Here is a 15,148-nt window from a genome sequence, read left to right on the forward strand (position 1 = left end):
ACGCACGGGCCGGGCAGGATGAAGGGGACGGCCGGAGCGGCGGAGACAGCGGAAGGCGGGACGCGGAGTGAGCGGGACGCGGTACGAGGCGATCACCTGGGAACGACTGGCAGGGGCGCTCGCCGTGCACCTGGACGCCTCGGCCGCGGCCCCCGCGTCGGCCCCGGACGCCGCCCGGCTCACCGTGGGCGTCGACGGCCCGCCCGCCGCGCCCGGCGGGACCCTGGCCGAACTCCTCGCCGAGGAACTGCGGGCACGCGGGCGCTCCGTCCAGGTCGTCGGGACCACGGGTTTCCTGCGCCCCGCCTCCCTGCGGTACGAGCACGGGAAGCGGGACCCCGACGCGTACTACGAGGGATGGACGGACATCGGGGCGCTGTGGCGCGAGGTCTTCGGGCCGCTCGAACCCGGCGGCTCCGGGCGGGTGCTGCCCGACCTGTGGGACCCGGTCCGGGACCGGGCGACCCGCAGCCCGTATGTGACGCTGCCCCCGGGCGGGGTGCTCGTCCTGCACGGGCCCTTCCTGCTCGGTCACTGGTTCCCCTTCGATCTCAGCGTGCATCTGCGCCTCTCTCCCGCCGCCCTCGCCCGGCGCACCGAGGAGGCCTGGACCCTGCCCGCCTTCGCCCGCTACGAGACGGAGGTCGACCCCGCGTCGGCCGCCGACGCCGTCGTCCGCACCGACGACCCACGCCACCCGGCGTGGACGGGGCTCGGCGGGTAGGAGAGGCAGAGGGGCCCGGCGGCGGGGTCGGCCGGGCGCCGGCGTGGACGGTGCCGGGGCACGGCCTGCGGGGGTGGGCCCGTCTCCCTGGGACGCGCTCATCCCATGGGGACGCGCTCATCCCGTGGGGTGGGGCGGCCCCACACGGCGAGGGCGGTTCCTCCTCAGTCCTCGGCGTACTCCTTCCCGCTTCGGTGGGGAGGTCTGCCGCCCACCACGGTGACCGCCTCCGCGCCCGCGCGGCACCCGGCCTCGGCGGCCTCCGCCGGGTCCGCGCCCATGAGCCTGGCCGCCAGGAACGCCCCCGTGAAGGCGTCCCCCGCGCCCGTCGAATCCACCGGCCGCACCCCGGGCGCCGCCACACGCGCGGTGATCGCCCCGCCCCGGGCGACCAGCGCGCCTGTCGCCCCGAGCGTGACCACCGCCCAGGGGAAACGGCGGCTCAGTTCCTCCGCCGCCCGCTCCGGTTCGGCACGGCCCGTGAGCAGCCGGGCCTCGTCCGCGTTGGGGAGCAGGACCTCGGCACCGTCCACCGCCGCCAGGAAGCGATCGGGCCCCGCCTCGGCCAGGAACCCCGCCGAAGCCGGGTCCACACTCACCGGTACGCCCGCCGCCAGGGCGTCCCGCAGCGCCCGGCGGGCCGTCGCGCGGCTCGGCGCGGAGAAGTACAGATAGCCGGAGAGGTGCAGCCGGGCCACACCGTCGAGGAGCCGGGCGGACCAGTCGCCGGGGGAGAGGCGCAGCGCGGCGCCGCTGTCGGTCAGGAACGTGCGCTCCGCCGAGGCGTCCACCAGCGCGATCACGGTGGCCGTCGCCGCCTCCGGGTCGGAGACGAGCAGCGGGCGCACGCCCGAGCGCCGCAACGCCCGGTCGTGCCAGCCGTTACTGTCCGGGTCCGCGCCCACCCGGGCCAGGAGCCGTACGTCACCGCCTCCGCGACGCGCGGCCCAGCACGCCACGTTGGCCCCGGCGCCGCCCGGCAGGGTCCGGATCACCGCCGCCGTGTCCGTGGCGGGGGAGAGCGGCCTCCGGTGCAGGGCGACGACATCGGTGACGACGTCCCCGACGACGAGCAGAGCACCCGCCACCCGGCTCACCGCCGACCCGAACCGTCTGCCGCGCCCGCCCCGCTCCGCCCTCTCGCCCCTTCCGTCCCGTACGCCCCCGCGATGTCCGCCGCGAGCCGGACATTGCCCCGTACCGCCGCCAAGTTGGCCTCCAGGGACGCCCCTTCCGTGTGGACCGTCAGGTATTCGAGCAGGAAAGGCGTCACCGACTGGCCCGTGATCCCCTTCTCCCGGGCCGCCGTCAGGCCCCCGGCCAGCACCCGGTCGTGCAGGGCGGGGTCCAGCTGTTCCTCTACCGGGACCGGGTTGGCCACGATCAGCGCCGCCGCAGGTCCGGCCAGCCGGTCCCGTGCCCGTATCACCTCCGCCACCTCCCCGGCGCTCCGCAGGGTCCAGTCGACGGGCTCGCCCGAGGACGCCAGGTAGAAGCCGGGGAAGTGCGTGGTGCCGTAGCCGACGACCGTCACCCCCAGGGTCTCCAGGCGCTGGAGCGTCGCGGGCACGTCGAGGATCGACTTCACCCCGGCGCACACCACGGTGATCCCGACCCGGGCGAGCAGTCGTAGATCGGCGGATTCGTCCTGGGTCCGTGTCCACTCCCGGTGCACCCCGCCGAGACCGCCGGTCGCGAACATCCGTATGCCGGCGGCGTCCGCGAGCCACGCGGTCGCCGAGACGGTCGTGGCACCGGTCGCGCCCGTGGCCAGTGCCGGGGCGAGATCGCGATGGCCCAGCTTGCGCACCGCCGGGTCCTCGGCGATCCGGGTCAGCGCGGCCCGGTCCAGTCCGATTCTGGCCGTGCCGTCGACGACGGCGATCGTGGCGGGGACGGCGCCCCCGGCCCGCACCAACTCCTCAAGCTCCAGGGCCACGGCCAGATTGCGCGGGCGCGGCAGACCATGGGCGATGATCGTCGATTCCAGCGCGACGACGGGCCGCCCCTCGTGAAGGGCTTCCCGCACTTCTTCGGACACCTGTGTGGACATGTCCCATTTCTGGCGCGGCCACCGACCCCGCAAACCTCCCTGGCGACCCCTGGCCACTCGGGAACCATCCGGACCGCCCCGACGTAGGTCTGCGAAATCCGTCCCGCGACGCCCGGACCCGTCGCCCCGGGGTCGGACCGGCCCGCCGGGCGCAATGCCCCGGGGGTGGTGCGGATTTCGTCGTGTCCGGCGCGTTCGCGTATCGCTCCTGGTGGGAGGCGAAACGGAATCACTCCGTCCAGCCGGTCCCGGCCCCGGAGCGGTTCCGGGCCCCCGCTACAGTCACCGCCCATGACGACACATGAGCACCCTTCCTTCGCCGTGCACATCCCCGACGCCGAGCTTGAGGCGGAGCCTCTCGACCCCGCGCAGATCGTCTCCGGTGCCCCCGAGGTGACGGGCAAGGTGCTGTGGGAGTCGGCCGACGGCAGGCAGGTGCGCGGCATCTGGCAGATCACCCCCGGCGTCGTCACCGACACCGAGGCCGACGAACTGTTCGTGGTGGTCTCCGGGCGGGCGACCGTCGCCGTCGAGGGCGGCGAGACCCTGGAGATCGGCCCGGGTGACGCCTGTGTGCTGCGCGAGGGCGACCGGACGACGTGGACCGTCCACGAGACCCTGCGCAAGGCGTATCACATCAGCCTCTGAAGGCTCTGAGATCTCCCAAGTCTCCGAGTCCCTGACGGCTTGCAGGCCAGGGCGCGAGCCGGGGTGGAGGTCGGGACGCATTCCGGGGCGGGGCGGGGCGGGGCGGGGCCGGAGCGGGGACCGGGCAAGGGGCCGCAGCACGGGCAGGGCAGGAGGGCCCGGAACGCCCCCTCCCTCCCGCCTCCCGGGCCGTGCGATGCCCCGGCCCCCGCTCCGTCAAACCGCCCAACTCCCCCTGTTTCATCGCTCGTTCGGGGTCTGGTAGGAAACCTTCCTATTCGATAGCCTCGTCGTGGCGGCTTGGCGCGGCGACCCGAATTCCGGGCGTGACGCGCTCAGTGAGAGCTCTGACCCGGCCGCCGAGCACCACCCCGCCGTGCGGCGCGTCCCCCACCTCCGCACGGGCGGTCGCCCGCGCCCGTTCCGCACGGCGCGGACGGCCCCGGCCGTCTCCCACCGGTCGCGGGTGATCAGGGCCGTCGTGCACGGCCCTGACCGTGGTGCGCCGTCAAGGTGTCCAGCTCTCGCCACCCTCAGGCCAGGGAGCCCGGGTATGCGCCTGAACGTCTCCACCCCTCCTCGCCGCACCACGACCCCCCTCACCCTCACCCTTGTGCTCGCCGCCGCGCTGCTGCTCGTGGGCGGGCTCCTCCTCGTCCTTCCGGAGCGGGCGGGCGCCGCCGCCGACTCGCTGATCTCCCAAGGCAGGCCGGCCACCGCGTCCTCCACCGAGGACGGCACCCTCGGACCGGAGAAGGCCTTCGACGGGGTCCCCACCACCCGCTGGGCCAGCGTCGAAGGCGTCGACCCGCAGTGGATCCGGGTCGACCTCGGCCCCTCGGCCACCGTCTCCCGCGTCAGACTCGTCTGGGAGGCCGCCTACGCCAAGGCGTACCGCGTCGAGATCTCCGCCGACGGCACCACCTGGACCCGTCTCGCCGCCGAGACGGCGGGAAACGGCGGCACGGACGACTGGACCGGACTCACCGGCCAGGGCCGCTACCTGCGCGTGTACGGAACCGCCCGGGGCACCTCGTACGGCTACTCGCTCCACGCGGTGGAGGTCTACGGCACCACCGGCACGACCACCCCGCCCACCGGCGCCTTCACGGTCGTCGCGGCAGGTGACATCGCCGCCCAGTGCACGGCCTCCAGCAGTTCCTGCGCGCACCCCAAGACCGCGGCCCTCGCCCAGCGGATCGCGCCGTCCTTCTATCTGACGATGGGCGACAACCAGTACGACGACGCCCGGCTCTCCGATTTCCGCGCCTACTACGACAAGAGCTGGGGCGTCTTCAAGGACAGGACCCGGCCCATCCCCGGCAACCACGAGACCTACGACCCGGCGGGCTCGCTCGTCGGCTACAAGGCGTACTTCGGTGCGATCGCCTACCCGCAAGGCAAGGCGTACTACAGCTACGACCAGGGCAACTGGCACTTCGTCGCCCTCGACTCCAACTCCTTCGACGACACCGCGCAGATCCAGTGGCTCAAGGACGACCTCGCGCGGAACACCAAGGGCTGCGTCGCCGCCTACTTCCACCACCCGCTCTACTCCTCCGGCGAGCACGGCAACGACCCCGTCTCCAAGCCCGTCTGGCAGATCCTCTACGCGGCCAAGGCCGATCTCGTGCTCAACGGCCACGACCACCACTACGAGCGCTTCGCCCCGCAGGACCCCGCGGGGAAGGCCACCGCCGACGGCATGGTCGAGATCGTCGGCGGCATGGGCGGCGCCACGCCCTACGCCATCGAGACCGTCCAGCCCAACAGCCAGAAGCGGATCAGCGGCACCTACGGCGTCCTGAAACTGGACCTCGACGACACCGGCTACACCTGGCAGTACGTCGGCATCGACGACCAGATCAAGGACTCCGCCCCGACCTACACCTGCCACTGATGTACCTCGCGACCACCGGTCGCCCCGACGCGCCGCCCGCCCCCTCGGGGCTTCGGCGGCGCGTCCCCGGCACCGTCCTCGTCCTCGGCACGGTCAGCCTGGTCACCGACGTCTCCTCGGAGATGGTGACCGCCGTCCTGCCGCTCTACCTGGTCCTCGGACTCGGCCTCTCCCCACTCCAGTTCGGCCTGCTCGACGGCCTCTCGAACGGCGCCACCGCCCTCGTACGGCTCCTCGGCGGCGCCACCGCCGACAGGGGCGGACGCCACAAGACGGTCGGCGGAACCGGCTACGCCCTCTCCGCCCTCTCCCGGCTCGGTCTCCTCCTCGCGGGCGGCTCCACCGGCTGGCTCGCCGGAGCGATCGCCGCCGACCGGCTCGGCAAAGGCGTCCGCACCGCCCCGCGCGACGCCCTCATCACCCTGCACAGCCCTCCCGGGGAACTGGGCCGCGCCTTCGGCACCCACCGCGCCATGGACACCACCGGCGCCCTCCTCGGCCCCCTGGCCGCCTTCGCCCTGCTCTGGGCGACGGCCGACGCGTACGACGCCGTCTTCGCAGTCAGCTTCTGCGTCGGGACCTTCGGCGTCGTGCTCTGGCTGCTGCTCGTCCCCGGCCACGCGCGCGTGAAGCGCGCGACGGCCCGACCGCCCCGGGCGCTCGCCGACCACGCGCGACCGTCCCGCGCACCCGCCGACAGGACCCGACCGGTCGCTTCGACGGCGCCACGCGCGCGTGGCGGGCTCTTCCTCGCCCTGCGGTCGCCCGGATACCGGCGGATCGTGCTCTGCGCAGGACTCCTCGGAGCCGCCACCATCGGCGACTCCTTCGTCTATCTGCTGCTCCAGCGCCGCCTCGACTTCGACGCCACCTGGTTCCCCTTCCTGCCGCTCGGCGCCGCCGCCGTCTTCCTGCTGCTCGCCGTCCCGGCCGGCAGGCTCGCCGACCGCCTCGGCCGACGCGGCCCCCTCCTGTACGGACACGGGGCCCTGTTCCTCGCCTACGGACTGCTCCTGACGCCGCTCCCCGGCCCGGTGGTCCTGCCGAGCGTCCTCGCCCTGCTCGGGATGTTCTACGCCGCCACCGACGGCGTCCTCATGGCCCTCATCGGCCCCTTCCTGACCGAGGGGCGGCAGGCGTCCGGCCTCGCCCTCGTCCAGACCGCCCAAGCCCTCGCCCGCCTCGGCGCGGCGGTCGCGTTCGGCGCCGTCTGGACCGCGACCGGCCCGGAGACCGCCCTCGTCGCCGCTCTCGCCGCCCTCGCCGCCGCCGTCGGCTGCTCCGCGCGACTACTCCCCCGGGGCACCACGACCCCCTCGGGACCCACCGCCCCCGAGCCCTCCGAGAGGACCGACTGACCCATGCCCGCCCTGACCGGCGCCTCCTCCCGTACCCGCGTGTGGATCATCGTCCTCGCGCTCCTGCTGCTCGGCGGCGGCGCCACCGCCTACACCCTGCGGGCCGCCTCCGGCCGCGAGAGCCAGGCCGACAAGAGCGCGGCCCCCGGCTTCACCCTCGACGGACACACCGGGGCGCTCTACGTCCGGTCCACCGAGACCGGGCGCGTCGCGCGCGTGGACCCGTCCGCGCCCGGCGGCCGAGTGGCGGACGGCCCGGTCTGCGACCGCTTCCACGCGGCCGGGGGCACCGCCCTGTGCCTCCAGCGCCGCCCCGGCGTACCGGCCCGCTCCTACGTCCTCGTGCTCGACCGCAGGCTGCGCGAGGTACGCCGCATCGCCCTGCCGGGCATCCCCAGCCGGGCCCGGGTCTCCGCCTCGGGGTCCCTGCTGGCCTGGACGATGTTCGCCACCGGCGATTCCTACGCCCGCTCGTCCTTCTCCACCCGCACCTCGATCCTCGACCTGCGCACCGGCTATCTGGTGAAGAACATCGAGGGGATCCCGTTGACCCTGGACGGGCACCGCTACCACGCCCCCGACGTCAACTACTGGGGCGTCACCTTCGCCCGGGACGACAATCGTTTCTACGCCACCGTCGCGACGGGCGGCCGCACCCATCTCGTCGAGGGAAACCTGGGGACGTGGTCGGCCCGAGCCCTCCGCGAGAACGTCGAGTGCCCCTCGCTCTCCCCGGACGGCACCCGGATCGCGTTCAAGAAACGGGTCTCCGACGGACCACGCGAGCCGTGGCGGCTTTACGTGTACGACCTCGCCACCGGCCGCGAGCACCCCGTCGCCGAGCGGCACGGCATCGACGACCAGGCCCTGTGGACGGACGGGAGAACCCTCGCGTACGGCTACGGAGGAGGGGTCTGGTCCGTGCCCGCCGACGGCACGGGAGCCCCGCGCCTGCTGGCCGACGGGGCCTCCTCCCCGACGATCGCGACGGAGCCGGACAAGTCCTGAACGGATCAGCCCTCGCGGAGCGAGCCGCGGACCGCGAGCGCCGCCATCGGCAGCAGCAGACAGGCGGCGATGGCGTTCAGCGGTCCGTACCCCACCTGGGAGACGATCAGACCGGCCGCGAGGCCGCCGACCCCGGCGGCGGTGTTCATGACGAAGTCGGAGAGCCCCTGCACCGCCGCCCGCGCGGCCCCCGGCACCGAGTCCGTGAGCAGCGCCGAGCCGGACACCAGCCCCGCCGACCAGCCGAGCCCCAGGACGAAGAGACCCAGGGCGGTCCTGCCGTGACTGGCGCCCGCCGTGCCCGCGAGGAGCGCCGCCATGCCGATGAGGCCGACCGCCAGACCGATCACGGAAAGCCGCCCCAGCCGGTCGGAGAGCCAGCCCATCAGCGGCGAGAAGGCGTACATACCGGCGATGTGCCCGCTGATCACCAGTCCGATCAGCTGAATGTCGGCACCGTGGTGGGTGAGCGCCACCGGGGTCATCGACATGATCGACACCATGGCGGTGTGCGAGCCCGCGACGGTGACCAGGGCGAGCCGGGCCCTGGGGGACTCCCGCACGGCCCGCATCCCGGCCCGCAGGGAGCGTTCCTCCGCCGCCGCGCCCGGCGCCCCGGTGTCGGCGAGGGCCCGCGCGGTGAGCAGTGGGTCCGGCCGCAGCAGGACGGCCACGACGACCGCCGAGACCACGAAGACGCCGGCCGCCCAGACGAAGGGGCCGGCCGTGGCGGGGATGCCGAGGCCCGAGACGCTCCGCCCGGCGGGCGCGGCGATGTTGGGGCCGAGCACCGCCCCGATCGTGGTCGCCCACACCACGGTGGAGATGGCCCGCGCCCTGCGGTCCGGCTCGGCGAGGTCGGCGGCGGCGAACCGGGCGGCCAGGTTCGCCGAGGAACCGGCGCCGAAGCCGACGAGCCCGGCGAGCAGCAGCGGGAAGCTGTCGACGACGGCGCCGAGCACGGTGACCCCGGCGCCCACTGCCCCGAGCAGATACGCGAGGACGAGTCCGGCCCGGCGTCCCCGCGAGGCCATCAGGGAGGCGAGCGGCATCGCGAGCAGCGCGGGCCCGGCCACCGTCGCCGTCGACGCCAGGCCGGACAGGGCCTCGGAGCCGCTGACGTCCCTGGCGAGCACGGCGGCGAGCGCGACGCCGATGGCTATGCCGAGCCCGCCGAGTATCTGGGTGGTGATCAGCACGGCCTGGACGCGTCGGCGCAGCGCCGGCAGTTCGGCCGCGCCGACGAGGACGGGGGGACGGTCGGGGAGGGTGGCGTCAGGGGCGCCGGGGGTACTGGTCACTTACGTGAGTGTGCCAGCCGTCCCACGTGAGGGGAATGTACGTGCCTCGCCGGGGCGAGCGGGCGGGAACCCGGTGCCTTCGGATGGGAAACGACGGGCCCGGCTTCCGGGGCCGCCGAGCAGCCCTCGGCCGTAGCGCCGGAAGGCGCCCCGGCGCCCCCGCGCACGGTCGTTCCGAGCCCCGCACAGCCGGGGTCCGCCCGCTGCACGGCTGGGTCCGAGCCCCGCACGGCCGGGGTCCGCCCGCTACACGGCAGGTCCGGGCCCCGTACGGCCGGTCCGCCCCCTGCACGGCAGGTCCGGCCCCCGCCAGGCCGGTCCGCCCGGCCTCAGAACAGCGGCGCCGGAAGAACGCCCTCCAGGGCCAGCAGGCGCCGCTTGGTCTCCAGACCGCCCCCGAAGCCGCCCAGACCGCCGTCGCTCTCCACCACCCGGTGGCACGGCACGACCACCGGCAGCGGGTTGGCGCCCATCGCCGCGCCCACCGCCTGCGCCGCGCCCGGCTGCCCCACCCGCCGCGCCAGCTCCCCGTACCCGACGACCGTCCCGTAGGGCACGCTCTCGGCCAGCTCGCGCAGTACCTGCCGGTGGAAGCCGGAGGTCAGGCTCCAGTCCAGGGGCAGGCCGATCGGGCCCGGCTCGCCCGCGAAGTACCGGTCGAACCGGCGTATCGCACCGGAAAGCAGCCCCGAGGCGCGCTCCACCGGCTCCGCGCCGAGCTGTCCCGCGAGCCGGGCGAGCATCCGCTCGCGCCGCTCCGCGTCGGCATGGAACTCGACCCGCACGAGTCCCCGCCCGGTGGCGGCGAGGAAGAGCGGTCCGATGTCGCTCGCCATGACCGTCCACTCCACCGGCACCGGCCGCCCGCCGTCCGCAGTCGCCGTCTCGATCTCCATGCCGCCACCGTACGGCCCCCCACTGACAGTCCGGTCTCCCTCGGGCCGACGGTGCGGCCGTGCGAGCCCGACGGTCCGGCCCGGCGAGCCCGACGGTCCGGCCGTGTGTGGACCGGCCGTCCGGACGGGTGCCGACCGCAGCCAAGATCACGAACAGGTATCGCTCCGGTCTCGCGACCGAAAAATCCCCGGTCACATGGTCGTGGAACCTCCGGCGCGCCATAATCTCGCCCCGTAGCACCAGCGGTACCGACTGTTTTCGGACGACGTGGCACCAGGCCGGAGGGCACGCGCGCATGCAGGGCACGGTCGACGGATTCAGCTACGGGCTCGTCACGCCGGTGGCCTCCTTTCTCATGGCCTGCCTCGGCGGCGCCCTCGGGCTGAGGTGCACCACCCGGTCGATCCGCCACCGCGACAGCTTCAAGGCGGGCTGGCTCACCCTCGGCGCCACCTCGATCGGCGCCGGCATCTGGACCATGCACTTCATCGCGATGATGGGCTTCTCCATCGGCCAGGCGCCCGTCGTCTACAACCGCCCCATCACCTTCGCCAGCCTGGGCGTGGCCGTCCTGATGGTCGGCATCGGCGTCTTCATCGTCGGCTACCGGGGCGCCACCGTGCTCAGCCTCGTCACCGGCGGCACCATCACCGGTCTCGGCATCGCCACCATGCACTACCTCGGCATGGCCGGGATGCGACTGCACGGACACGTCGAGTACGACACGTTCACCGTCGCCCTCTCCGTGGTCATCGCCGTGGTGGCGGCCACCACGGCCCTCTGGGCGGCCGTCTCCGTACATGGATTTCTGGCCAGTCTCGGCGCCAGCCTGGTCATGGGGGTCGCCGTCAGTGGTATGCACTACACCGCCATGGCCGCCGTCAGCGTCGAACTGCACGCCCCCGCCCCCGACGGCGACGACCTGGGCTCCTCGCTGCTGCCGATGCTGATCGGTCCCGCGGTCTTCCTCATCCTCGCCGCCGTCGTCGTCATGTTCGATCCGCTCCTGGTCATGGGCGACCCGCAGTGGCAGCGCTCCGCAGCCAGGGCCGTGCACCGACCGGGCGTACCCGCCCCCAGCCACGTCCCTTCCTACGGCGCGCCCGTGAGCCGGTGGGCCCGTCCCGGCGGCAGGGGCCTTCGCAGAAGCGTTCCCCGGGGCGGCCACCGCTCCCAGGACTGGTGATCAGCACCCGGCTGTCAGTGCGGGGTCGTACGGTGGTTGCATGCGGCCCGTTTCCAAGATCGAACGTTCGGTGGCGCCCTTCGAGGTCGTCAGCGAGTACCAGCCCAGCGGCGACCAGCCCACGGCCATCGCCGACCTGGAGCGGCGTGTCCGCGCGGGCGAGAAGGACGTCGTGCTCCTCGGTGCCACCGGCACCGGAAAGTCCGCGACCACCGCGTGGATGATCGAGAAGCTCCAGCGCCCCACCCTGGTGATGGCGCCGAACAAGACGCTCGCCGCCCAGCTGGCGAACGAGTTCCGCGAGCTCCTGCCGAACAACGCGGTGGAGTACTTCGTCTCGTACTACGACTACTACCAGCCCGAGGCGTACGTCCCCCAGTCGGACACGTACATCGAGAAGGACTCCTCCATCAACGAGGAGGTCGAGCGGCTCCGGCACTCCGCGACGAACTCCCTGCTCACCCGCAGGGACGTCGTCGTGGTCGCCTCCGTCTCCTGCATCTACGGCCTCGGCACCCCCCAGGAGTACGTGGACCGGATGGTCCCGCTCAAGGTCGGCGAGGAGATCGACCGGGACCAGCTCCTGCGCCGCTTCGTCGACATCCAGTACACGCGCAACGACCTGGCGTTCACCCGGGGCACCTTCCGCGTCCGCGGCGACACCATCGAGATCTTCCCGGTCTACGAGGAGCTGGCCGTCCGCATCGAGATGTTCGGCGACGAGATCGAGGCCCTCTCCACCCTCCACCCGCTCACCGGCGAGGTCATCAGCGAGGACCGCGAGCTGTACATCTTCCCCGCCAGCCACTACGTCGCGGGTCCCGAGCGCATGGAGCGCGCGGTCAACGACATCGAGCGCGAGCTGGAGGGCCGCCTCGCCGAGCTGGACAAGCAGGGCAAGCACCTGGAGTCGCAGCGCCTGCGCATGCGGACCACGTACGACATCGAGATGATGCGCCAGATCGGCTCCTGCTCCGGCATCGAGAACTACTCGATGCACTTCGACGGACGCGAGCCCGGCTCCGCGCCCAACACCCTCCTCGACTACTTCCCCGAGGACTTCCTCCTCGTCATCGACGAGTCCCATGTCACCGTGCCCCAGATCGGTGCCATGTACGAGGGCGACGCCTCCCGCAAGCGGACCCTGGTCGACCACGGCTTCCGGCTGCCGTCCGCGCTCGACAACCGCCCGCTGAAGTGGGAGGAGTTCCAGGAGCGCATCGGCCAGACCGTCTACCTCTCCGCCACCCCCGGCGCCTACGAACTCTCCCGGGGCGACGGCTTCGTCGAACAGATCATCCGCCCCACCGGACTCGTCGACCCCGAGGTCGTCGTCAAGCCCACCGAAGGCCAGATCGACGACCTGGTCCACGAGATCCGGCTGCGCACCGAGCGGGACGAGCGCGTCCTCGTCACCACCCTCACCAAGAAGATGGCCGAGGACCTCACGGACTACTTCCTTGAGCTCGGCATCCAGGTCCGCTATCTGCACAGCGACGTCGACACCCTGCGCCGCATCGAACTGCTGCGGGAGCTGCGCGCCGGAGAGTACGACGTGCTCGTCGGCATCAACCTCCTCCGCGAGGGCCTCGACCTCCCGGAGGTCTCCCTCGTCGCCATCCTCGACGCCGACAAGCAGGGCTTCCTGCGCTCCGGGACCTCCCTGATCCAGACCATCGGCCGTGCCGCGCGCAACGTCTCGGGCCAGGTCCACATGTACGCGGACCGGATCACCCCGGCGATGGAGCAGGCCATCGACGAGACCAACCGGCGCCGCGAGAAGCAGGTCGCGTACAACAAGGAGCGGGGGATCGACCCGCAACCGCTCCGCAAGAAGATCAACGACATCGTCGCCACCATCGCGCGCGAGGAAGTCGACACCGAGGAGCTGCTCGGCACCGGCTACCGCCAGGTCAAGGAGGGCAAGGGCGCCAAGGCACCCGTCCCCGCGCTCGCCGCGCACGGCGTCAAGCGCAAGGGCAAGGGCGGCGCTTCGGACTCGGCGCTTCAGCTCGGCGACCGGCCCGCCACGGAACTGGCCTCCATCATCGAGGAGATGACCGAGCGGATGCGCGCGGCGGCGGCGGACCTCCAGTTCGAGGTGGCGGCCAGACTCCGTGACGAGGTGGGCGAGCTGAAGAAGGAACTGCGCCAGATGAAGGAGGCCGGAATCGCCTGAACAGGCGGTTCCACAGGGAAAGCGGCGCGGTCCGGTGTGTTGCAAGACCGAAACGAAACCGGACCGCGTCCGCACGGTGTCAGTGCCGCTGCGTAGGCTGCTGGGAACCGCGCGCGCCGCACGGCGGCGGCGCGGGGGTGAACGACGGACGAGAGGGGCAGACGCGTGTCGGTCAACATGACCAAGGGTCAGGCCATCAGCCTGGAGAAGAAGGGCGGAGGCAGCCTCAGCCAGGTGCGGATGGGCCTCGGCTGGCAGGCGGCGCCGCGCCGCGGGTTCTTCGGCTCGCGCACCCGGGAGATCGACCTCGACGCCTCGGCCGTCCTCTTCGCCGAGAAGCAGCCGGTCGACGTGGTCTTCTTCCGCCACCTGACCAGCGACGACGGCTCGGTCCAGCACACCGGGGACAACCTCGTCGGCGGTGCGGGCCAGGGCGGCGACGACGAGGCGATCCTGGTGGACCTGGAGCGGGTCCCGGTCCACATCGACCAGATCGTCTTCACGGTGAACTCCTTCACCGGCCAGACCTTCCAGGAAGTGCAGAACGCGTTCTGCCGCATCCTCGACGAGACCAACGGGCAGGAACTCGCCCGGTACACCCTCGACGGCGGCGGCAACTACACCGCGCAGATCATGGCCAAGGTCCACCGGGTCGGCAACGGCTGGCAGATGACCGCCCTGGGCAATCCGGCCAACGGCCGCACCTTCCAGGACCTCATGCCGGCGATCCTGCCGCACCTGTAGACGGCCCGAGCGGCAGTCACCCACAGCTCCCGGCGGCGACAAGCCCCGGGAGCTGTCCTCATGGGCCGCCGCGCCGACCGCGCCGTGCTCGCACCACCCGCACCGCACGCACCACACTGGGAAACGCCGAAAGGGACAGAGCCGATGACGGCCGAGCTGGTCCGGGGGCAGAACCACCCCCTGCCCGACACCCGACTTGAGATCCGGGTGTCGGCGGGGCATCCCGTTCTCCTCGGCGCCACCCTCGGCGACGAACAGGGCCGGGTCCCCGGACCGGAGTGGATCGCCCACCCCGGCGCACCCTCCCGTCCCGGTGTCGACGCCCCGGGTACGGCCGCCGCCGACCACTGTCTCGGCATCGATCTGGACGAGGTCCCCGACACCGTCCACCGGATCTCGCTGCTCCTGGCCCTGCCCGGCGCGCGGACCGGCGGAGCCGCCCGCTTCGGCACCCTCGCCGCCCCCTTCGTCGCCGTCACCGGCACCGACGGCACCGAGATCGCCACCTACACGATCACCGGCCTCGACCGGGAATCCGCCGTCGTCGCCCTGGAGCTGTACCGCCGTCAGGGGACCTGGAAGGTCCGGGCGATGGGCCAGGGATACGAGGACGGGCTCACCGCCCTCCTCGACGATCAGGGCCTGGAGCGCCCGGCCGAACTCGCGGGGGCGATGCTGGCGGGCGCGGGCGCGGGCGCGGGCGGCGGCGCGGGTGAGGGCACGGCCAGGGCTGGGGGCAGGGCCGAGGCCGAGGTCGGGGCCGTGGCGCCGGTGGCGGGCGGGTCCGAGCCGGTGGGGCCGGAAGCGGGCAGGTCCGATGCGGTGACGGAGTCCTCCGGGCAGGGGGTAGTTCCGGAGACCGCTCCGATGCCCGTTCCCCCGGCCGTCCCGGCGGCGGATACCGGCACCGGAGCACCGACGCCCGCCATCGGGACGCCTATCGCCGGGACCTCTACCGCCGGGACCTCTGCCATCGAGGCTTCCGCCATCGAGCCCCCGGCGGCCGAGACACCTGCTTCCGGTACGTCCGTCACCGGAGTGCCCGCCCCCGGAGCGCCCACCCCCGCGCCCCCGGCCGGCGGCCCCATCGACTACTCCCACCCGCGCCGACGGCCGACGCCGTCCGCCGGGCCCGCCGCCGCGCGCGTAC

General features: G+C 73.2%; 13 protein-coding genes. 9 read left to right on the forward strand and 4 right to left on the reverse strand.

Annotated features, from left to right (window positions below; genetic code table 11):
• The first annotated feature begins 67 nt into the window (after window positions 1–67).
• Complete coding sequence (locus tag BU197_RS19580; protein WP_188269576.1) at window positions 68–724, forward strand: uridine kinase; 657 nt, start codon at window positions 68–70, stop codon at window positions 722–724.
• A 164-nt stretch (window positions 725–888) separates the two neighbouring features.
• Here BU197_RS19580 and BU197_RS19585 read toward each other — a convergent pair whose 3' ends face one another.
• Together BU197_RS19585 and BU197_RS19590 are read right to left on the reverse strand one after the other, a co-directional pair.
• A complete protein-coding gene (locus BU197_RS19585; protein WP_188269577.1) occupies window positions 889–1,821 on the reverse strand; it encodes a carbohydrate kinase family protein in 933 nt (310 codons plus the stop codon).
• The gene (locus tag BU197_RS19590) at window positions 1,818–2,777 is read right to left on the reverse strand and encodes a pseudouridine-5'-phosphate glycosidase (RefSeq protein ID WP_223182728.1); all 960 of its coding nucleotides are present in this window, start codon (window positions 2,775–2,777) and stop codon (window positions 1,818–1,820) included. Before BU197_RS19590 ends, BU197_RS19585 begins: the two co-directional genes overlap by 4 nt.
• Window positions 2,778–3,068: 291 nt before the next feature.
• On the opposite strand from BU197_RS19590, the gene BU197_RS19595 reads away from it, so the two are divergent.
• The 4 genes from BU197_RS19595 to BU197_RS19610 all read left to right on the forward strand — a co-directional run bounded on the left by BU197_RS19595 (window position 3,069) and on the right by BU197_RS19610 (window position 7,691).
• The gene (locus BU197_RS19595) at window positions 3,069–3,425 is read left to right on the forward strand and encodes a cupin domain-containing protein (protein ID WP_188269579.1); all 357 of its coding nucleotides are present in this window, start codon (window positions 3,069–3,071) and stop codon (window positions 3,423–3,425) included.
• A 553-nt stretch (window positions 3,426–3,978) separates the two neighbouring features.
• Window positions 3,979–5,325 (forward strand): discoidin domain-containing protein, encoded by a 1,347-nt coding sequence (locus BU197_RS19600; RefSeq protein ID WP_188269580.1) that lies wholly within the window; start codon window positions 3,979–3,981, stop codon window positions 5,323–5,325.
• Window positions 5,325–6,683, forward strand: a complete 1,359-nt coding sequence (locus BU197_RS19605; protein ID WP_188269581.1) for an MFS transporter — start codon at window positions 5,325–5,327, stop codon at window positions 6,681–6,683. The genes BU197_RS19600 and BU197_RS19605 overlap by 1 nt, the downstream gene beginning before the upstream one ends.
• Window positions 6,684–6,686: 3 nt before the next feature.
• A complete protein-coding gene (locus BU197_RS19610) occupies window positions 6,687–7,691 on the forward strand; it encodes a PD40 domain-containing protein (RefSeq protein ID WP_188269582.1) in 1,005 nt (334 codons plus the stop codon).
• 5 nt (window positions 7,692–7,696) lie between these two features.
• Here the strand turns inward: BU197_RS19610 and BU197_RS19615 are convergent, their stop codons facing one another.
• Both BU197_RS19615 and BU197_RS19620 read right to left on the reverse strand, forming a co-directional pair.
• Entirely contained in the window at window positions 7,697–8,992 is a 1,296-nt protein-coding gene (locus tag BU197_RS19615; RefSeq protein ID WP_188269583.1) for an MFS transporter, read from the reverse strand.
• Between the two features lie 329 nt (window positions 8,993–9,321).
• On the reverse strand, window positions 9,322–9,888 hold the full coding sequence (locus tag BU197_RS19620; protein ID WP_188269584.1) for a methylated-DNA--[protein]-cysteine S-methyltransferase: 567 nt from the start codon (window positions 9,886–9,888) through the stop codon (window positions 9,322–9,324).
• A gap of 296 nt (window positions 9,889–10,184) precedes the next feature.
• Here BU197_RS19620 and BU197_RS19625 point away from each other — a divergent pair, with 296 nt between their 5' ends.
• The 4 genes from BU197_RS19625 to BU197_RS30600 form a co-directional block, all read left to right on the forward strand.
• Window positions 10,185–11,075 (forward strand): MHYT domain-containing protein, encoded by an 891-nt coding sequence (locus BU197_RS19625; RefSeq protein WP_188269585.1) that lies wholly within the window; start codon window positions 10,185–10,187, stop codon window positions 11,073–11,075.
• Between the two features lie 40 nt (window positions 11,076–11,115).
• Entirely contained in the window at window positions 11,116–13,254 is a 2,139-nt protein-coding gene (uvrB, locus tag BU197_RS19630; RefSeq protein WP_188269586.1) for an excinuclease ABC subunit UvrB, read from the forward strand.
• 165 nt (window positions 13,255–13,419) lie between these two features.
• Window positions 13,420–13,998, forward strand: coding sequence for a TerD family protein (locus BU197_RS19635; RefSeq protein WP_188269587.1), 579 nt, complete (start codon window positions 13,420–13,422; stop codon window positions 13,996–13,998).
• Window positions 13,999–14,142: 144 nt separating this feature from the next.
• On the forward strand, window positions 14,143–15,148 hold a 1,006-nt coding region (locus tag BU197_RS30600; RefSeq protein WP_223184106.1), incomplete at its 3' end, for a TerD family protein.

This window comes from Streptomyces sp. CBMA291 (assembly GCF_014596525.1).
GTDB lineage: Bacteria > Actinomycetota > Actinomycetes > Streptomycetales > Streptomycetaceae > Streptomyces.